The 20130-nt window shown below is 40.3% G+C and carries 22 protein-coding genes and 1 pseudogene; 19 read left to right on the top strand and 4 right to left on the bottom strand.

The features are described from left to right. Nucleotides 1–52: 52 nt before the first annotated feature. The 9 genes from L634_RS0120825 (at nt 53) to L634_RS0120785 (ending at nt 8319) form a co-directional block, all read left to right on the top strand. Nucleotides 53–1441, top strand: a complete 1389-nt coding sequence (locus L634_RS0120825; RefSeq protein WP_034262981.1) for an aminotransferase family protein — start codon at nt 53–55, stop codon at nt 1439–1441. Between the two features lie 128 nt (nt 1442–1569). Beyond that, a complete protein-coding gene (locus tag L634_RS0120820) occupies nt 1570–3015 on the top strand; it encodes an APC family permease (RefSeq protein WP_026584116.1) in 1446 nt (481 codons plus the stop codon). Nucleotides 3016–3130: 115 nt separating this feature from the next. After that, a complete protein-coding gene (locus L634_RS33530) occupies nt 3131–3277 on the top strand; it encodes a hypothetical protein (protein WP_157452433.1) in 147 nt (48 codons plus the stop codon). Between the two features lie 23 nt (nt 3278–3300). Then, the gene (locus L634_RS0120810; RefSeq protein ID WP_026584115.1) at nt 3301–3480 is read left to right on the top strand and encodes a hypothetical protein; all 180 of its coding nucleotides are present in this window, start codon (nt 3301–3303) and stop codon (nt 3478–3480) included. A 167-nt stretch (nt 3481–3647) separates the two neighbouring features. Then, nucleotides 3648–4679 carry a VanW family protein gene (locus L634_RS0120805; protein WP_026584114.1) on the top strand — a complete coding sequence of 344 codons (1032 nt, stop codon included), beginning with the start codon at nt 3648–3650 and terminating at the stop codon, nt 4677–4679. Nucleotides 4680–5038: 359 nt separating this feature from the next. Next, a complete protein-coding gene (locus L634_RS34980; RefSeq protein WP_442852715.1) occupies nt 5039–5122 on the top strand; it encodes a hypothetical protein in 84 nt (27 codons plus the stop codon). A 400-nt stretch (nt 5123–5522) separates the two neighbouring features. Continuing rightward, nucleotides 5523–6710 (top strand): CaiB/BaiF CoA transferase family protein, encoded by a 1188-nt coding sequence (locus tag L634_RS0120795; RefSeq protein ID WP_026584113.1) that lies wholly within the window; start codon nt 5523–5525, stop codon nt 6708–6710. Nucleotides 6711–6724: 14 nt separating this feature from the next. Beyond that, a complete protein-coding gene (locus L634_RS0120790; protein WP_026584112.1) occupies nt 6725–7930 on the top strand; it encodes an acyl-CoA dehydrogenase family protein in 1206 nt (401 codons plus the stop codon). Nucleotides 7931–8007: 77 nt separating this feature from the next. Then, nucleotides 8008–8319 carry a DUF3870 domain-containing protein gene (locus L634_RS0120785; protein WP_026584111.1) on the top strand — a complete coding sequence of 104 codons (312 nt, stop codon included), beginning with the start codon at nt 8008–8010 and terminating at the stop codon, nt 8317–8319. A gap of 146 nt (nt 8320–8465) precedes the next feature. Here L634_RS0120785 and L634_RS0120775 read toward each other — a convergent pair whose 3' ends face one another. Further along, on the bottom strand, nt 8466–8855 hold the full coding sequence (locus tag L634_RS0120775) for a hypothetical protein (RefSeq protein WP_026584109.1): 390 nt from the start codon (nt 8853–8855) through the stop codon (nt 8466–8468). A 292-nt stretch (nt 8856–9147) separates the two neighbouring features. Between L634_RS0120775 and L634_RS0120770 the strand changes: the two genes are divergently transcribed. Genes L634_RS0120770 through L634_RS0120760 form a run of 3 tightly spaced genes read left to right on the top strand, consistent with a single transcriptional unit; the run spans nt 9148 to nt 12192 of the window. Next, the gene (locus tag L634_RS0120770; protein WP_026584108.1) at nt 9148–10890 is read left to right on the top strand and encodes a carbon starvation CstA family protein; all 1743 of its coding nucleotides are present in this window, start codon (nt 9148–9150) and stop codon (nt 10888–10890) included. A gap of 57 nt (nt 10891–10947) precedes the next feature. Then, a complete protein-coding gene (locus L634_RS0120765; RefSeq protein ID WP_026584107.1) occupies nt 10948–11211 on the top strand; it encodes a cory-CC-star protein in 264 nt (87 codons plus the stop codon). Between the two features lie 15 nt (nt 11212–11226). Then, on the top strand, nt 11227–12192 hold the full coding sequence (locus tag L634_RS0120760; RefSeq protein ID WP_026584106.1) for an ArsA family ATPase: 966 nt from the start codon (nt 11227–11229) through the stop codon (nt 12190–12192). Nucleotides 12193–12729: 537 nt separating this feature from the next. Here the strand turns inward: L634_RS0120760 and L634_RS0120755 are convergent. Then, nucleotides 12730–13722: a TIGR03943 family putative permease subunit gene (locus tag L634_RS0120755; RefSeq protein WP_026584105.1), complete on the bottom strand. Its 993-nt coding sequence runs from the start codon at nt 13720–13722 to the stop codon at nt 12730–12732. A 12-nt stretch (nt 13723–13734) separates the two neighbouring features. Further along, nucleotides 13735–14730, bottom strand: a complete 996-nt coding sequence (locus L634_RS0120750; RefSeq protein WP_026584104.1) for a permease — start codon at nt 14728–14730, stop codon at nt 13735–13737. A gap of 201 nt (nt 14731–14931) precedes the next feature. Here L634_RS0120750 and L634_RS0120745 point away from each other — a divergent pair, with 201 nt between their 5' ends. The 4 genes from L634_RS0120745 to L634_RS0120730 all read left to right on the top strand — a co-directional run bounded on the left by L634_RS0120745 (nt 14932) and on the right by L634_RS0120730 (nt 17976). Then, complete coding sequence (locus L634_RS0120745; protein ID WP_026584103.1) at nt 14932–16101, top strand: FAD-dependent oxidoreductase; 1170 nt, start codon at nt 14932–14934, stop codon at nt 16099–16101. 47 nt (nt 16102–16148) lie between these two features. Next, on the top strand, nt 16149–17351 hold the full coding sequence (locus L634_RS0120740) for a GTP-binding protein (RefSeq protein WP_026584102.1): 1203 nt from the start codon (nt 16149–16151) through the stop codon (nt 17349–17351). Beyond that, on the top strand, nt 17348–17497 hold the full coding sequence (rpmG, locus tag L634_RS0120735) for a 50S ribosomal protein L33 (RefSeq protein WP_026584101.1): 150 nt from the start codon (nt 17348–17350) through the stop codon (nt 17495–17497). Before L634_RS0120740 ends, rpmG begins: the two co-directional genes overlap by 4 nt. Before the next feature lie 152 nt (nt 17498–17649). Beyond that, nucleotides 17650–17976 (top strand): hypothetical protein, encoded by a 327-nt coding sequence (locus tag L634_RS0120730; RefSeq protein ID WP_026584100.1) that lies wholly within the window; start codon nt 17650–17652, stop codon nt 17974–17976. A gap of 231 nt (nt 17977–18207) precedes the next feature. Here the strand turns inward: L634_RS0120730 and L634_RS0120720 are convergent, their stop codons facing one another. Further along, a complete protein-coding gene (locus L634_RS0120720) occupies nt 18208–18477 on the bottom strand; it encodes a phage holin family protein (RefSeq protein ID WP_026584099.1) in 270 nt (89 codons plus the stop codon). 385 nt (nt 18478–18862) lie between these two features. Between L634_RS0120720 and L634_RS0120715 the strand changes: the two genes are divergently transcribed. From L634_RS0120715 to L634_RS33965, 3 genes and pseudogenes are all read left to right on the top strand, one after another. Beyond that, a complete protein-coding gene (locus L634_RS0120715) occupies nt 18863–19063 on the top strand; it encodes a cold-shock protein (RefSeq protein ID WP_009334826.1) in 201 nt (66 codons plus the stop codon). 116 nt (nt 19064–19179) lie between these two features. Then, nucleotides 19180–19764 carry a DUF421 domain-containing protein gene (locus tag L634_RS0120705; protein ID WP_026584098.1) on the top strand — a complete coding sequence of 195 codons (585 nt, stop codon included), beginning with the start codon at nt 19180–19182 and terminating at the stop codon, nt 19762–19764. 164 nt (nt 19765–19928) lie between these two features. Beyond that, nucleotides 19929–20130 (top strand): annotated as a pseudogene (locus L634_RS33965) (IS5/IS1182 family transposase); the annotation flags it as partial.

Below are 20130 nucleotides of genomic sequence, written 5' to 3'. Positions count from 1 at the left end.
TAATTTTCTAGGAACTTTTATATTTTTCATCCATTATAAGGAGGTAATCGTATTGGCAACGTATAATAAAGAACAAATCAAGAAACTTCAAGAGTTGGATAAAAGGCATTATCTTCATCCCACATCACCATTGAGACAGCATCAGGAGAGCGGCCCGAAAAAGATTTTTACAGAAGGGAAGGGAATTTACTTAACGGATGTAAATGGTGACCGATATATTGATGCACTGGCATCACTGTGGAATGTAAATGTGGGGCATGGCAGGATAGAACTTGGGGAGGCAGCGAGCCATCAAATGGGCAAGCTTGCTTATAGTTCATCTTTTAATAATCTTTCTCACGAATCGGTTATTCAGCTGTCTGAGAAGCTGGCAAGCCTAACACCTGGTGATTTGAATGTGTTCTTCTATACTTCCGGCGGATCTGAATCAAATGATACGGCATTTAAGCTTGTAAGGCATTATTGGAAATTGAAGGGCCAGCCGGAGAAAAAGAAGATTATTGGATTGGAGCGTGCTTATCATGGAATTACGATGGGCGCGACTAGCGCAACGGGAATTCAGCAATTTCAAAATATGACAACCTCGTTAGCACCAGATTTTCTCCATGCCGCAGCCCACAAAACGAATTGTGAATTGGGAGATAAGAGCGATCCGGACTTTTCTAGAAGCATTCGGGGGATTATTGAAAATGAAGGTCCTGAAAAGATTGCTGCAGTTATCGTCGAACCGATACAGGGGGCAGGCGGAGTTATTATCCCCCCAAATGGATATTTAGAGGCTGTGCGTGAACTTTGTGATCAATACGGCATCTTAATGATAGCTGATGAAGTTATATGCGGTTTTGGGAGAACAGGAGAAATGTTCGGCGTAGAGCATTGGAATATTGTACCTGATGTCATGTGCATGGCGAAGGGAATCACGAGTGGTTATATTCCGCTGGGGGCAGTCGCAATTACTGAACGATTAAGAGACAGCCTGGCAGAAGTATCAGATGATGTCTTATTCCATGGGTTTACTTATAGCGGCCATCCGACAGCCTGTGCAGTTGCATTAAAAAATATTGAAATTATTGAAAAAGAAAATCTGCCAGCTCATGCAGGCAAGATGGAGAAAGAACTGATAAAAGGCTTTGAATACTTGACTGACAAGCACCGATCCGTGACGAAATCCAGGGCAAAGGGATTGATTGGTGCGTTTGAATTGTTTGAGGACAGGGAGGAGGAGGTGCCGTTTGCACCTGAGAAAATGGCTGCACAGAAGCTGGTTGAAGAATGTCTTTCCCGGGGATTGATTGTAAGGTCTGTTACTTTCGGCGGAACAAACATAATTGCCCTTTCACCGCCGCTTATTATTACAAAAGAAGAAATTGAAGAAGTGATATCGGTCTTCTCGGATGCCATTCAAGTGGTTGAAAAGAGTCTAAGATTACAAAGTGTTTAATCGTTAATATGGTTCTAGTGCCTATTAGTAGGCACTAGAATATGTTAAAATTTCAGAATATTAAATAATTTCATACTTGCTGGAGGCTTGATCACCTTTTTCATCTAAAAATGAGTGGAGGTAAATGAATGAGTGAAAAAAGATTTATAAAAACACTTGGGAACCGTGATGTCCTTGCTCTTGCATTTGGGGCCATGATAGGCTGGGGCTGGGTTGTTACAGCGGGACTTTGGATTACGGAAGCTGGCTCATTGGGTGCCATTCTTGCCTTTGTTATTGGAGGCTTGCTTGTTACTTTTGTTGGTTTAACGTATGCAGAATTGGCCTCGGCTCTTCCATTGGCTGGCGGGGAACATGTTTATAGTTTTAAAGCCATGGGGAGAGTTGCCAGTTTTATCACAACATGGGCGATTATTTTAGGGTATGTTTCTGTAGTAGCGTTTGAAGCAGTTGCACTGCCAACGGTTTTTGAATATCTAATACCTAATTACAGTAAAGGCTACTTATACACAGTAGCAGATTGGGATGTAACGGTTACATGGGCAGGTGTAGGCATCCTTGGATCTATTTTTATCGCCTGGATTAATTATCGGGGCATTAAATTCTCAACTGCTGCCATGTTTATTTTGACATTATTAATCCTTATTGCAGGTATTCTATTAATAACAGGCAGTTCTTTTTCGGGAAACACGCAAAATATGCAGCCATTATTTGAAAAAGGAATGGCGGGGATTTTAACCGTTGTGATCATGACGCCATTTATGTTTGTTGGATTTGATGTAATTCCACAGGCGGCGGAAGAGATAAAGCTTCCTCAAAAACAAATTGGAAAATTACTAATTTTTTCTGTTGTTCTGGCAATTGTTTGGTACATTGCGGTAATTTTTGGCGTTTCCCGTGTGCTAAGCCCTTCTGAAATTGCTCAATCCAACCTTGTAACAGCTGACGCAATGGCAAAAGCTTTCGGAGATAGTCAGATGATGGGCAATCTTCTTGTGCTAGGAGGAATAGGCGGAATTTTGACAAGCTGGATTGGATTCTATGTTGGGGGAAGCCGGGCAATATATGCGCTTGCAAGAGCAGGCATGCTCCCGAAATCGTTAGGTGAACTGCACCCTAAATATAATACCCCTCATAAGGCCATTTTATTGATTGCAATATTTTCAACAGCAGCGCCTTTGCTGGGAAGGCCTGCCTTAGTCTGGCTTGTTGATGCTGGAGGATTGGGGTTAGTAGTAGCTTGGTTTATGGTAGCACTTTCTTTTGTCATTTTGCGTAAAAAAGCTCCAGATATGCACAGGCCATTTCGCCTTCAGGGTGGAACCGCCATTGGGTGGATTGCAGTCTTTATGTCCTTAGGAGTAAGTATTTTATATATGCCAGGAATGCCTTCAGCATTAATCTGGCCTTACGAATGGGTCATCGTATTTGCCTGGATTATCCTTGGATTTATATTCTATAAAAGCTCCATGTCAAAATATGGAACAGAATATTCCAATAAACATATGAATGATGAAATAGCGCGGGTCATAAAATACGACGACCAAACCGACCTAAAGGAAAAAAGCAGCTAATGGGTACCAGGTACCTATACCACTTAAGCCAACCGGTATAGGTACCTGGCACTTTTTGTGTATAAAAAATGTGAAGCCGTTTCAAAATAAAAACACTTTCTACTATGGGGGGCAAATGATGGGTGAAAAGTGTTTTTATTGCACCGATGAAATTGAAGGGAATCAAATGCATTTGATTACATTTGATGTGGCTGATCAAGAGAGAGAAGAAGTTTTATGTAAAGACTGTTATCATGAATGGCTGCATGGGATTAAAGGTTAAATAAGAGTTCTTGGAGGGTTATTATGAAAAAGGAAAATGATAAGTTCCAGCCGGAAAGCAAAATGGAGGATTTTAATAGTAAGCCGGCGGATGGAATACTTGAAATAAGTTCAACAGGGTATGGGTTAGAGTCTGTATCGAAAGAAGAAGCCAGCTATCTTAAAAATAAACCGGAAAATTCATCTGGCTGTAGAGGATTGTAATTTAAGCGTCTGCATAACTGTGCAGGCGTTTTTTTTTATCTGGGAAAATGGTACAAACTAAGATGCTGATATGCAGGAATACCTTTTCCCTGATTTGAATATAATTTGAAAATGGAAACGACTTCCTAAAAAGAGAAAGGAAGAATACAGGAAAAGCTGGGGGAAAAATGAGGAAGCTAAAATGGGGAATTTCACTATTGTTGATTGGAAGTTTAATAGGATTAGCTGGGTGTGCGGAAGAATCTGCAGCTGATGAACAAAAAAAAGGAAAGGAGGCAGTCCAAGAAAAGGAGAAGGAAGAGGAAAAAGCTAATGAGGATGCTAAGGTGGAAGAGCAAGCGGAAAAAGAGAAAGAAAAGGAAGAAGTTAAGCCAGTTGTTGTTAATGTAATCGACCCAAATACAAAAGAGGTCATCAAGACGTTCACTCCTGCAGAAATGGGCTTTGGCTCAAATGATGAAAAATACAAAGCTGAGCTGGAAAAATGGGCAAGGGAAACGGCCAGAGGAACTGATACAAAGCCAGGCTATGACCAAAGAATGATTCTTGACAAGATCGGCCCAGACGGAAAAATTATTAAAGGCCAACCGGAAATAATTTTGGAAGAAAGTGAGTTAGTTGAAAAGATTCTCGACTCTTCGGTGAGCGGAGGCGATATTGAATTGCCTCTCTATGTAACTGAAAGCGGCTATAGCCCAGAAGATGTTCCAAGGTTGAATGAAGTTGTAGTCGCTTCATACACGACCTATTTCAATAGCGGTGTAGCCGGCAGAACCAAAAATATCGAGCTTTCCGCCGAGGCAATCAATAATATAATCCTTGGTGAAGGGGATCATTTTTCATTTAATACAACTGTGGGTCCCAGTGACGCAGCCCATGGTTATCAGCCGGCAGAAGAAGCTGTTAATGGAAAGCTGGTTATGGGAATTGGAGGCGGGATCTGCCAGACTTCTTCTACTTTATTCAATGCAGTTGACAAAGTAAGAGTAAGCTATGTAGAAAAACATCATCATTCCGTAACAGTAGGATATGTTCCAAAAGGAAGGGATGCAACAGTATCGTACGGCGGCAAAGATTTTAGATTTAAAAACACAACAGGTATACCGCTTCTTGTAAAAACTCACTTTGGAAATGGAGTGTTAACGATTGAGCTGAGAACATCAAAAGAGTACGAGGGAATGCTGAAGAAAGCGATTTGATAAGTACCGGGTATCTATACCACTTAAGCCTTCTGGTATGGGTATCTGGTACTTTTTATTTTGCCATGCACACTTAAATGATGCCAAATTTTGAACAGGCTCTTGAATGGCATAGACATTAGAAATTTACGAACTGGTAGCGTTTCATGCAATAGGATTAATGAAGCTTAAAAAGGGTTAAAGGATGTACAAGAACAGGAACTTTAGACAAATTTATATGAAAAAAATTCAATATTTGGATATGAACTTAAGGGAATTGCTGCAATTTTATCCATACGCCCCTCAACTTGTGAAATCAGATGATTATCGTTCTTTAGACAGCTTTTTACTGGGATTTATTGGAATTTGCAAAAACAGCTGTGAGAAACTATGGGATTGCGATAACAGAAACAGCAGCCATTGCGGTTAGAAAGGTTTTAAAAAAAGCTCCTTCAGGCTATTGATACACATGAACAAATCTATTCATTTATGTATTAGAAAGGGCTGTATCCGTCTTATAACCTGAAAGAAATGCTTCAATATGATATGCTTCTGGCTAAACATGCTATCTCAATGGGAATTATTATTAATCGCAGAAAAGATTATATTAAATTATTGAAAAATTCTATCAAATTAATATATAATTAACTTAACAAACCGATGACAGCAATATCCTTGCTGCATGCACGGCTTGAAGTTTAATTCGTTAAATAAATAATAAAGGATTGGCTTTGTTCACTTGATCTTCCTTTCCGGAAGACGAGCCATGAATAAGAGTCAGTAAAGCGTTCAATGTCTTTAGAGACATTGGCTGTTTTGCTGGCTCTTTTTGTTTTCTAATCTTATGGAGAAAGAGGTGAAAAAGTGAAGGGTGCTTTAGATGGAATCCGAATAATCGATGTATCTCGCGTACTTGCAGGTCCTTTTTGTTCCATGATTCTTGGTGATCTGGGAGCAGAGGTTATTAAAATCGAACATTATAAAACCGGTGATGAAACGCGGGGCTGGGGCCCGCCATTTGTAAACGGAGAAAGTGCATATTATTTATGTGCCAACCGCAATAAGAAGAGCATTTCCTTAAACCTAAAAACTGAAGAGGGCAAAGAGATCTTCAGGAAGCTTGTTTCCACTGGAGACGTTGTTGTTCAAAATTTTAAAGCAGGAACACTGGAAAAAATGGATTTGGGCTACGAAAGTTTGAAAGAAATGAACCCCTATTTAATTATGGCTTCCATAACTGGATTTGGTACAAACGGGCCATATAAGGATTTGCCTGGATACGACTATATAATTCAGGCAATGAGCGGACTAATGAGCATTACTGGAGAACCGGACGGGAGCCCTGTTAAGGTGGGTGTGGCAATTGCGGATGTAATAACTGGACTGTATACATGCATAGGAATTTTATCTGCTCTCCAGTATCGGAACAAAACAGGTGAGGGGCAGGAAATCGATATTTCCTTACTGGATTGCCAGGTTTCGTCATTAATTAATGTTGCCAGCAATTATTTATGCAGCGGAGTCACCCCGCAACGTTTAGGAAACCAGCATCCAAATATAGCACCATATCAGGTGTTTTCTGCAAAAGATGGTGACCTGGTTGTAGCGGTGGGGAATGATGAGCAATTTAAGAGATTTGCAGCTGCTTTGGGGAAGCCGGATTTATCTCATATGGAAGAGTTTATTCATAACAAAAACCGGCTTGAGAATAAGTCTAAGCTCATTCCTATTATTGATGAACTGCTCTCGAAAAAATCAAAAAAAGAGTGGAAAGACATTTTGGATGCAGCTGACATTCCCAATGGCCCTATCAATACAGTTCAAGAAATGTTTGATGACCCACAAATAAGAGCCAGAGAAATGGTAGTTGAAATGGAACATCCTTCGATAAAAAATCTTAAACTGACCGGTTCACCGATTAAGCTGTCCAAATCACCTGTAAAAATGAGGCATCATCCTCCCATGTTTAGTGAGCATACAGAAACCATTTTGGAGCAAATCGGTTACCATCCTGAGGAAATTGCCAGGTTTAGAAAAAACAATATTATTTAGGAGGAATTGATATGATGAACTTCGAATTAACTGAAGAGCAGAAAAGTGTGAAGAGATTAGTCAGAAAGTTTGCAGACAAGGAAATTATCCCGAATATTCAGGAGTGGGACCGCCAAGGCCATTTTGAGCCTTCGATATTAAAAAAATTGGCTGACCTGCATTTAATGGGTGTTTGCATCCCTGAGGAATACGGCGGAGCAGGAATGGACTACAACACATTGGCTATTGTCTGTGAAGAGTTGGAGCGTGGAGACACAGCTTACCGAACTGCTGTGTCTGTCCATACAGGTTTAAATAGCATGACATTGCTGCAGTGGGGAACCGAGGAGCAAAAACAGAAGTATTTAGTGCCGCAAGCACAAGGCAAACAGATAGGAGCATTTGGCTTAACCGAGCCTAATGCAGGGTCTGATGTAGCTGCAATGAATTCATCTGCCATCCGGGATGGAGATTCTTATATACTAAATGGATCAAAAACATGGATTTCACTTTGTGACGTAGCGGATAATTTCCTTGTTTTTGCAAAAACAGAACATGATATTGGCCACAAGGGTATTACTGCATTTATAGTGGAGCGAAGCTTCCCAGGTGTAGAAACTAAGGCGATTAAAGGAAAGCTGGGGATAAGGGCAGGAAACACAGGTGAGGTATTTCTATCTGATGTGAGAGTACCTGTATCAAACAGGCTTGGTGAAGAAGGAGAAGGCTTTAAAATCGCCATGTCAGCATTGGATAATGGCAGATTTACTGTTGCAGCAGGGGCAGTGGGTTTAATTGAAGCCAGTCTGGAAGCAAGCCTAAAATACTGCCATGAACGTAAAACATTTGGCAAGGAAATTGGAAGACATCAGCTTGTGCAGCAGATGATTGCAAAAATGAGTGCAAATCTAGAGATTTCCAGATTGCTTGTCTTTAAAGCAGGCTGGCTAAAAAATCAAGGGAAAAGGAATACAAAAGAAACGTCTCTTGCTAAATGGATCTCATGTAATGCAGCTTTTGATGCTGCCAATGATGCCGTTCAAATCCACGGTGCATACGGATATTCCGATGAATATCCAGTAGAGCGTTTCCTAAGGAACTCAAAAGCTCCAGTCATTTATGAAGGAACAAGGGAAATTCATACGATTATGCAAGGAGAATACGCTCTGGGATACAGGGAGGATAAGGCTCTTCGAAAACAGCTGCCAGCTTGGCCTTTTGAAGAAGTTTCCGTCCACTGAAGGAACACAAAACGTTCGAAAAATAAAATCGGTGCCTCACTCCACTATCCCGTGAGCGGCAAAAGGGAGAACGAAAAATGAACACATACTTTATTGCTGGGCATGCCAAACTTCCGCAAGGTATGGCTGCAAGAAATTTATATGATTCTATTACGATCACTTTGGAGTTGGATTTTAAATATGGGGTGATAGTGGATTCATCATGTACACTCGCAACCGAGCATGGCCGTGAATATATACGCCAGCTGCTTAGGGGCTATTGTTTAGGCGATGGAGTTGAAGAACTCATAGAAAAGGTACAGCGACACTATCGCGGGAAAGCCGGACAGGCGATTCAGGCGGCACTTAAGGATGTCTATCTCCAGTATGAGCTTGCTTTGGCTAAGTAAAAATAGAAAGGAAGGGACCTAACGTATTAAAAGTTAGGTCTTTTCCTTTTGCTTTATCGGAGAATGGATGCATTTCTAAATTAGTTAAATGATGTCTGATTCTAAAAATAATTATATTATGTAAACAAATTATTTCTATCATTTTATTAATAATCCGAACCGTCCACATACTCCATATCATAAGAGTTTTCTCCTGCATGGACAGAAAGGAGTGTATCAGCATACCCTACCAGCCTGTTGATGATTTCTTCGGTAAATAGTTGAACCATTTGCCTCATTTCAGGCTTATGGAGTGCGGGATCATCATAAATGATTGTAGTATTTATAAATATTTCTTTTGTGCCATAAAGGTTGTAATGAATAATAGCTTTAGCTGCAGCTCCTTTGGTGCGTGGATCCTGGAAGCCCGGAAGGAAAATATACCATTCTTCTGCCGTAGCTGACCGGAAGTTTTTAGTGAATGTTATCCCTTCTGCAAGTTCGTTCATTTTTTCGTGTGAAAGTGATGGTTTAAGATTGATTATTTTTTTATCCATAATGAAACCGCCCATTCTTTTTTTAGGCTCTGTTAAACTTGCCTGCTGATTTCCGCTTCATGCACCCATGCTTTCCGCAGGCGGCGGATCCTGGAGTCCTCGGTGCATTCGCACCTTCCGCACCAATAACTGGGTGCTTAAATCACACTAAGCTTTTAACACAGCATTTTTTCTTATTATTTCCGGTAATTGGGATTTTATTAACAGTAAAATTCAGAATTTATTGACTAATAGAAATCCTTTTTTTATTATAAGATTGTAGTAACAGGTCTTAAAAAGGAGGGATTTACGAATGAATTCAATTTGGCTGGCTGTCATCGGGATGACTGTTTTTGCCATAGGCTACCGTTTTTATTCAAAATGGGTGGCTGAAAAGATTTATAGGCTTGACCCAAACTATGTAACACCTGCCCATCAGTTTAAAGATGGAGTCGATTTTGTCCCGACGAATAAAAAGGTTCTTTGGGGACACCATTTTACCTCGGTTGCTGGAGCTGCACCCATTGTGGGACCGGCAATTGCCGTTTACTGGGGATGGCTGCCTGCGTTCCTATGGGTTATTTTAGGAACCGTATTTGCAGCAGGGGTACATGATTTTGGCACTTTGGTGCTATCTGTTCGCAATAAAGGCCAATCGGTTGGCACAATTACTAACAGGCTGATCGGCAAACGTGCGAAAATGCTGTTCTTATTTATTATTTTAGTGCTCGTATTAATGGTAAACGCAGTATTTGCATGGGTTATTTCCAATTTGTTTGTACAGTTTCCAGCAAGCGTGCTGCCTGTCTTCATTCAAATTCCACTGGCCATCTGGATTGGATATGCCGTTTATAAGCGGAAAGCAAGCATGCTGGTTCCATCGCTGTTAGCGCTGGCAGTCATGTATGGAATGGCAATATTAGCCAGCCGTGTTCCAGCCCTGCAAATTGACTTGGTCAGTTATTTTGGCGGAGCTGAAAATAGTGTTATGTTTGGATTGAATGGTGTAGCCATGGCTTTCTTTGTCTGGATCATCGTGTTAATGGTGTATTGTTATATTGCATCAACACTGCCGGTATGGAAGCTTTTGCAGCCTCGGGATTATATCAATTCCCATCAGCTTGTAGTGGGCTTACTGATTTTATATCTCGGGCTTGTATTCCTGCAGCCGAAGGTAACGGCTCCGGCGACGAATGCGGCTGCCTCGGATGTTTCATGGTTCCCGCTTCTATTTATTACAATAGCCTGCGGAGCCATTTCGGGATTCCACGGACTTGTTTCTTCCGGAACATCCTCAAAACAGCTCGATAAAGAAACAGATGCTCGTTTTGTGGGGTATCTTGGAGCTGTTGGAGAAGGTATACTTGCATTAATTGCCATTATTGCTGTGGTTACATTCTTCTCAACTCAAGGAGAATTTTTAGCGGCCTATTCAAGTTTTGCAGCCGCAAGCTCCGGCGGTTTAGGTGTCTTTATTAAAGGGGCTGCAGAATTGGCAACCGGAGTTTGGATACCGGCAGATATTGCGAGCACAATTGTATCAGTTATTGTTGTTTCGTTTGCTGCTACGACTCTTGATACATCAGTACGCTTGATGCGCTACATTATTGCTGAAATTGGAAGCGAATACAATTTGAAGCCATTAACGAAAACACATGTGGCAACTACGGTAGCAGTGGCATCAAGTGCTGCGCTTGTACTATTGCCAAAAGGCCCGAATGGTTTTGGTTCAGGCGGGTACTTATTATGGCCGCTGTTTGGCACAAGCAACCAGCTACTTGCAGGAATCAGTTTATTGCTTATTTCCATCTGGCTCAAACGCCAGGGCCGTAATTATCTGGTTACATTTGTTCCAATGGTATTTGTATTCTTTATGACTCTCTGGGCTATGATTCAGCAGGTTGTTTTCCAGTGGTCCGGTTATGGTGCATCAGATGCCAATATGCTGTTATTCATCCTTGGCGGAATGATTCTCATCTTTGTTTTCTGGATTATCGTTGAGGCATTCAGTGCATTTAATAAAGATCATACACCAACTTTGACACAGGACATGTAATAGTCATGGAGGCCGGGGCGACCCGGTCTCTATTGTCATTTTGAAAGGAGCAGCAGCATGAGCTTAATGGAGAAGATGAAAAGAGCTATCGCCCTATATGATGAGATACTTAAACAGCCTCACAGGACCGAATTGGCCAGAGAAATGAGAGACGAGGAAGATTTATTTATGCTTCTTTGTTTTTCGGAGATGCTTGGACTTCCAAACCCGGCTTTCTACTATACATTAGAGCTTTATCCAATGATCATCGGGAAGTTCCACGACTGGCATTTGCGGATGGGGATGGAGAAATCGCCGCTTGATGGAATTCGATGCTGTTAGAAAGGGGGATGGAATATGGAATTTTTAAACAAGAAGATTTACTTTGTCGGCGGCAAAGGGGGAGTTGGAAAAAGCACAACGTCTGCAGCACTTGCCTTGCTGTTATCTAAACAGGGAAAAAAGGTCCTCCTTGTCTCCACTGATCCTGCACATAATACCGGCGATTTATTTCATATTAAACTAATTGGAGAAATAACATCGGTCCGGGCTGGGCTTGATGTGCTTGAGATAAATTCAGAGAGGGAGACATCCCGCTATATTAATGGAGTGAAAGATAATATTAAAGGGCTGGTCAAGTCCACGATGCTAGATGAAGTACATAGACAGATCGACCTGGCCGCAGCATCGCCTGGCGCTGAAGAAGCAGCACTGTTTGACCGGATTACATCGCTAATTCTGGAAACAGTGCACCAATATGATAGTATTGTCTTTGATACAGCCCCCACCGGGCACACTATACGCTTGCTTACACTGCCCGAGCTAATGGGAGTCTGGATGGACGGCCTTTTGGACAGGCGACAAAAAATGAACAAGAATTACGCAGAATGGATGAATGATGGTGATCCAGTGGAAGATCCCATCTACGAAAAGTTAATAGAACGGAAAACCCGCTTTATAAAGGTTAGGGATTATCTCCTTAATCAAGATCAAACGGAATATCTATTTGTATTGAATGCTGAAAGGCTCCCTATTATTGAAACGAATAAGGCGATAGATACACTTCACCAGCACAAGATACATGTAAATACAGTAGTGGTTAATAAAATGATTCCAGATCATGCTGATGGGCTATTTATGGAGAAGCGGCGAGAAAATGAAAAAGTCTATTTGGAAGAAATCCAAAATCTATTTGCCGATAAAAGAAAACTGCTAATGCCATTACTGGACAGAGATATTTCCAGCTTTGAAGATTTAGAGATGTTCACCTCCAATCTGCGGGCCGCCTTAATGGAAGCCGAACAGTCGTTATCAGTGAAGTAAACTGCTTTTGGGATTTTTCGGAATAGGTTTTAGGCATACTGACTCGCCGTAAATATCAATTGAGGCAACCGCGAAAGTAAAAAAATGAGAAAATAGCGGAGGGGTTTGTCCACACCTTTTCAGACAGCTTTAATACACTAATATAGAAGATCTCCTCCCTAAGGATCTTTGGTCTGCATAGTTGCCGTTAATCTGTGAATCAGATTAGCGGCTTTTTTATAAGTGAATAAAAGAACGGCACAAACGAGGATTCCAATTAAAAAGCGAGAACAAACAAGGAAAATTTGCACGTAAAAGAGTCAGCACGCCAACAAGCCTCGATATTTGCATTAGAGGAAGAACCTTCTAAAAAAGGCATTCTTCCGAGCCCATTTTTAGTGTACCAAGTCGAGAGCCATTTTTTGCAATTAAGATTCATCCATAATGGGTCTAATTTAAAGAAAATAACCTTAATGACTAAAAAAACAAAACCCCTTTTTTCATGCGGCTTATATAAAAAAGGGGGTGAATACACTCACTCGCTGTTTTGCATTCTAATTATAGAATTTTAATATTTATAGGATACAGGTAAGGAATAAATGGCTCCTCTATTTCTGTCCAGCTTTTGATTTTTATAAGTGGCAGCTCGGTTCCATTATAAGTTGCGGTGTCTATAACTCCCTTCACTTTAATCCACATATTGTCATAAAGCTCAGGGGCTTCCTCCGCTTCTGAAAGAAAACCGATCATACTGGCATCTGCAACGCAATGAGTGATTAAAAACCTTGAAATGACTAGCTGATTTGAAGCAAGCCCTTCTTCCTTATATACAAATCCCTGGAACTCAATTTCTCTGCCTTTGAACGCTTCAATATCTTTGCTGATTTCCTCGTAATACAAAGAAAAAACAAAGTCATCCATTTTAATGGCCTCGCTTGAATATAAGTCGTTCTTTATTTTTTCAAATTCTTCCTTTGAAATTTCCTGTTCCCCTTCATACAGCTGAGTCTCTTGTTCAGTAGAGTTCTCAAGCTCTTCCTTAGAATCATCCAGAGAGTAGTCTTCCAAGTCGTCTTCCAAATAATCTTCACTGCTAACCGGACCAGTCTGTTTACTATCTGCGTTATTTTTGTTGCCGAGAATGGCTAATCCGCCTTTCTTGTCTGCAATGGAAGCATCCAATGTTTTAACAGGCAGGAAAAAACCTGTTAATAACGGGAAAATAATTATGCTGTAAGAAAATAATTTTTTTACTGTAAACGGTGTATCGCCGTGGTCATGAGAGTGGCTGCAATCATGATCATCATGGTGGTGACAGCAGGAATCACCTGAGTGATGCAGTTGTTGCTCTGATTCTTTTTTTGAGCTCCAAATTCTTGTTAATTGAATAAAAAACAAGAACAGAAAAAGAATGGATGCAGATTGGCTTAGTCCGGTGTACTTGGGATTAATATATTTCGTAATATCACCTGTATAGTGAAGCTGAAAAATCAATCCGCAAAAAGCCAATAGGATTAAAGCCCTTAGGGCCTGCTGGAGATGAAATATCATCCGAATGCCTCCCTATATAAATTTTTGCAATAGCATTATTGTGATAAATACAGCCGAAGCAGTTAGAGCTAAAACTCCGAGAACGAACTTCAGGCGAAATACGCTAAGCATCATGATGGTATTTTTAAAATCGATCATAGGTCCGAATATGAGGAAGCCCAATATTGATGACCGTGGAAAAATACTGCTGAAGGATGCACCGATAAAAGCATCTGCTTCCGAACAAAGTGATAAAACATAGGCAAAGCCCATCATGATTATTAAAGAAGCAACCGGATCATCGGCACTTTGCAGAAAAGCTTTTGCAGGCATATAGACTTGCACAATGGAAGCTAATAAAGCACCCATTATTAAATACTTGGCCATATCAAAGAATTCATCAATAGAATGGGTGAGCATGGACCAAATCTGATCTATGAAAGAACGTTTTTTCGCGCCGCTGTGATTATGTAAATGAACCGAATCTTTCAAATGATTAGACTTGAATATCAAGCTCACTGAAAAGGCAATTATAATCGCAATCAAGAACCCTAATCCCATTCTGAAGCCTGCCATTTTAAAGTCATTCCCAAAAGCCATGTAAGTAGAAGCAATTACGATGGGATTTATAAGAGGGCCTGTGAGCATAAAACCAATAGCTGCATAGACCGGTACACCTTTTGAAATGAGTCGGCGAATAATTGGCACGATTCCGCATTCACAGGCAGGAAAAAGAGCACCGACTACACAGCTCATGATCACTGCTGCGGTTTTATTTTTCGGAATCCATCTGCGTATATGTTCCTCAGTAATAAAAATTTGGATAAATCCTGCAATTAACACACCGATTAATACAAAGGGAAGCGCCTCTATTAAAATACTTATAAAAATTACATTTAGATTCAGTATTGAGGCTGGCACCTCAAAGGACAGTTCGAGTCCTGAGCTGAAAGAAATAAGGTAAACCAGAATGGCTAATAAAATAATCCCCGTTATATCAATAATATGGCTGCGAAATATTCGAATCATAAATTCCTCCTGATTATAAAATCGTAATGATTTCGGTTTAAACTTTATATTAATTCTATGAAAAAGTAAATGGGAATATGAACATTTTAATAGGATAGGAGAAATGTCGGGCAGTATTTATTAAATTTGGGCTTGCATTCAGCTAAATGATCGATTATGATTTAAATCGTAACTATTACGATTTGTAAAAGAGGTGAGTTTTTGTATAAATGGGCGGTAATTGGCGGGGGTATACATGGATGTACAATTGCCTCCTTCCTGCTGAAGAAAGGGAAGGTTTCTTGGCAGGACTTGCTTATAATTGATCCTTTCGAAGAGCCTATGTCCAGATGGAAAAGGAACACAGATTTAATTGGAATGGAATACCTTCGATCCCCTTCGGTTCACCACATTGATACAGATCCCTTCAGCCTGCAAAGGTATGCCGGCAGAAAAGAAGAACGAATTGGGAGCTTTATTGGAAGGTATAAGCGCCCTTCTCTTGAATTGTTCAATCAACACTCTGATTATGTCATACAGGAAGCAGGTCTAAAAAAATTATGGCATAAGGGCCGTGTTATCTCGATTAACAAGGCAGGCGATTTATGGGAGCTGAAGACAGAAGAAGGAGACGTCTTTTATGCAAAAAAGATTGTTGTTGCTATCAGCGTCAACGATCAGCTAAATATTCCAGAATGGGCTGCAGAAATAAGAGAGAATTCTTCAAATAGCATTCTTCATGTTTATGATGAGGCATTGCATGACTTATCTTTTTTGCATCCCCCAATTGCTATTGTGGGGGGAGGAATTTCGGCTGCACATTTGGCAATCAAATTATCAGCGCTGTTTCCTGGAAAAGTGACGGTAATCAAGCGTCATCCATATCGTATTCATGACTTTGACAGTGATCCTGGCTGGTTGGGGCCCAAATATCAATCTTTTTTTCAAAGGCTAAAGTGCTATGAGCAGAGGAGAAGGATCATTTTGAAAGCCCGTCATAAAGGTTCACTTCCCGGTGACCTATTTCGCAAAGTAAAAAAGCTCGAGAATGAAGGCATCATTAGGGCCGTAGATGGCACCATAGTATCCGTTTCCATCGATAAAGGACAAAAGCTGAATATTGACTTAGGAAACAAAATAATTACTGCCAAACACATTCTTTTAGCAACTGGATTCGAGCCGATTCGTCCAGGAGGCAAGCTAATAGATAAGATGGTTCATGAGCAGAATTTATTATGTGCTGAATGTGGATACCCAATCGTTAATCAAAACCTTCAATGGAGTCACAATCTTTATGTTTCCGGCCCGCTGGCAGAGCTGGAACTAGGGCCAATTGCCAGGAATATTGCGGGGGCAAGGCAAGCAGCTGGAAGAATTGTAAATAGCTTATAGTTTTTAAATCGTAATGAGTACTATTATCGAAAAAAGGAGGCAAAAAAGTGACAAAGAAAATTCCCGTGACCGTATTGAGCGGATACCTGGGTTCAGGCAAGACCACTCTGCTGAACCATGTTTTACATAATCGGGGCGACAAAAAGATTGCTGTTATTGTAAACGATATGAGTGAGGTAAATATTGATGCTTCCATGGTTAAAAAGGGCGGTTTTTCGAGAACTGATGAAAAGCTGGTTGAACTTCAGAACGGCTGTATCTGCTGCACCTTGAGAGAAGACTTAATGATTGAAGTTGAAAGGTTAGTCAGGGAAGGAATGATTGATTATATTCTGATTGAATCCTCTGGTATTTCAGAACCAATCCCAGTTGCCCAAACTTTTACTTATATTGATGAGGGTCTTGGAATTAATTTATCTGATAAGTGCAGGCTCGATACAATGGTTACGGTTGTAGATGCAAATCGATTTTGGCATGACTTTGCATCTGGTGAAACCCTGCTTGACCGCAAAGAGGGCACGGATGATAGGGACACGCGGGAAGTGGTTGACCTATTAATTGATCAGATTGAATTTGCGAATGTATTGGTGCTGAATAAGCTGGATTTGGTTGATGAAGAAAGTGCGGCTGAACTTAAAGCCGTTTTGCACCAGCTCAATCCAGATGCAAAAATCATTAAAACAGTTCATTCAGAATTAGAATTAACAGAAATACTGGATACTGGTTATTTTGATTTTGAGAAGGCAAGCCAGGGAGCGGGCTGGATTAAGGAATTGAATGAAGAACACACTCCTGAGACAGAGGAATACGGAATCTCATCATTTGTATATCGAAGAAAGAGGCCTTTTCACCCCGAAAGATTCATGAGATGGCTGGAGGATTGGCCAGTGGAAATTGTAAGAGCCAAAGGCTTTTTCTGGCTGGCCTCCCGCAATGATACGGCTGGATTACTGTCTCAGGCAGGGCCATCCATTACTTTGCAGGGGGCAGGAGAGTGGATAGCAGCCTACCCGGAAAATGAAAAAATGGAAATTTTAAGAGATGAGCCTGAACTGCTTGAAAAATGGGATAGGGATTTTGGAGACCGTATGACCGAACTTGTTCTGATTGGAATTGGCATGAATAAAATGGAAATTGAATCAAATCTGGACGGATGCTTACTGTCTGACCAAGAAATGAATTCGGATTGGAATACGCTGGCTGATCCGCTGCCGGCTTTTAATTCTATCGAAATGGAGGAAATAAAATGAGAGTAAAGATTACATTAGCATGTACAGAAACCGGTGACCGCAACTATATAACAACGAAAAATAAAAGAAATAATCCTGATCGGATTGAACTGATGAAATACTGCCCACGCCTAAAAAAACACACCTTGCACCGTGAAACAAAATAATCATCAATAGCCCTTCGAGCAGAAGGGCTGCTTAATTACATTTATTTAACAAATAACTTATATATATATCATTTTCGATACAAAATATCTAAAAGGGTTTATAGTTCTCTTCCGGCGGTGTATAAATAGAGGACAGTAAAGGGGAGAGACCTATGATTAAATTATTAGAAGACCCTGAATTTATGCATTTCTGCGAAACTGCATCCCCGCTAGAAATGGTAGAGCGTCTAACAGATGGAAATATAAGAGGGCTGGAGAAAATCGCATTGAGCGCGCTGGCAAACAGGAAACAGCTTCCTGCTAATGTCGTTAACGTCCTGCTTGTTTATTTTTTCAGTACTTTTGCAAACAAGGTATATGACCGAAGTGATTTAGCCAGGCTATACGATTACTGGGCATCAAATCATGTATTTACCTTAGCAAAAGCACAGGAAATGACAGAAGAAAATATTGAAAATATCCTATCAGGATTAAAATAATACTATAGCAAAAAGTTCAGTCCCAAGAGGGTTGGGCTTTTTATTGTACTTGAACATTCCTGCAACTCCATCCCGCTGGAAACAAAAACGCAATTCACCATAAAACCAGGGTGGCGGATATTCTTTATACATTCGAAGTTATTTTCCAAAATAGTTTTATGTTTTGAAGAAGTTTTATAAAAGCTAAAAAGGCTCAAAAAAGAAGTCCTCATATTGAGGACAAAATAAGATCTATTTCTTTTTTCTTGCAGAAGCCCCTTCTATCGTTTGTTTCATCATTTGATGTCCGAGAACGGCCACACCTGCTGCAATTATTCCATTAATGACCCCTTCGATTGAAAAACCAAAGGCAATACTGCCGGTTGTAACGGAAATCATGACGAGGATCCATAGGATTGACCAGTCAGGGATAAACGGTGTTTGTTTTAGAGCATAGCCAATCACCCATAAAGCCGGGACGAGCATATAGTAATTCTGGCTAAGAAAATCCAATAAGTTCATAAGAATCACCTCCTCATCAGTTCTTCTGTATTATATGAATAGCTCTAATAAGAGGTATGTTTGCTTGTCTTCACCTTCAAAAAATAAATCAAGTGCCTGAGCTTTGATCACTTTGAAAGGATGAATCCACATTAATGCAGCCTGTATGCTGGATAAATAGCAGTAATACCATAATTGAAAGCGCTCTATCCATAATGCCGATCAGTTGACATTCCCATTTAATAATGCTAAATTAAAATCAGCCGTTATGCATCGTGTTATATTTTGCTAGCTGCTTTTTCAACCGTTAGGAAATGGTCTGGATGAGTAATGAACGTAAAGTTATAAGCGTGTATATGGTGAATTTACACATGGCTTTTTTCAAGCCAATAGGAGGATTTTTTTCATGAAAAACGGTAAAGTAAAATGGTTCAATGCTGAAAAAGGTTTCGGATTCATCGAAGGTGAAGACGGAAACGACGTATTCGTACATTACTCTGCTATCCAATCTGAAGGTTTCAAATCTTTAGAAGAAGGCCAAGAAGTTTCTTTCGAAGTTGTTGAAGGCGCTCGCGGACCTCAAGCAGCTAACGTAACTAAACTATAATTGACAGACCCATACAAGACAGCCTGGCCATTTGGCCAGGCTTTTTATTTTGCAGTAATTGCATATTTCACCGTTTATTCCCGCATCCTAATTGGAAAAAGGAAGGTGGGTACAGGATGAATTTTGCCTGGGAAGCATTCATTTTAGTTTTTGCAGGTGTCTTGCTGCTTCGCATGGCCGGACGAAAATCGATTTCGCAAATGACACTTGCGCAAACAGTTGTGATGATTTCGATTGGATCCATTATTATTCGGCCGATTGTCGAGACAAGTGTTTGGAAAACCATTCTGGCTTCTGCCATTTTCATTGGATCCCTGATTTTAATGGAGTATTTGCAGGTGAAATTTAATTTTTTTGAAAAGTTTATAACTGGCAAATCTAAAATAGTGATCGAAAATGGGAAGCTTCAACTAGCCAATATGAGAAAACTCCGCTTTACTGCTGATCAATTGGAAATGAGACTGCGAACCAGCGGAATTTCCAAAATATCTGATGTAAAAATGGCAACTCTTGAACCCAATGGACAGCTTGGATATGAATTAATGGATGATGCAAAGCCTTTGACGGTAGGGGAGTTTAAGAAGCTAATGGGCCAAATGATATTGCAGTCTCCCGTACATCCTGCCAAGCAACAGTCAGATGATATCTTTAAGGAGCTAAAAGAGGGTCATCTTCAGCCCCACTCACGGGATCTTCATTAATCTCTAAATGAAGATCCTCAGTAAATGAAAAAACCGCTAAATTTTAGCGGCCAGGCTGTCGAGAAACTATCGACAGCCTTTATTTTAATAGTTAACTTTAATTATTCACCGNGTTAATATGTTATAATTAACCCATTAAATCCTATAGATTGTGGTGAATTTACATGTTTAAACCCAAAGAATCTTCGCAAAATGAAATTGAATTTGTGTCTATTGATGAACTTGTTCCTTCGGACCACCTTCTGCGAAAAATAGATCAGTACATAGATTTTTCAACCATTTTAGATAAGGTTCGCCCATATTATAGTGAGGACAACGGTCGACCAACGGATCCTCTACTTCTATTCAAAATGATGTTTATTGGCT

Source organism: Bacillus sp. J33 (assembly GCF_000518885.1).
Lineage (GTDB): Bacteria > Bacillota > Bacilli > Bacillales > Cytobacillaceae > Cytobacillus.
This window is presented reverse-complemented; position numbering and strand designations above follow the sequence as displayed.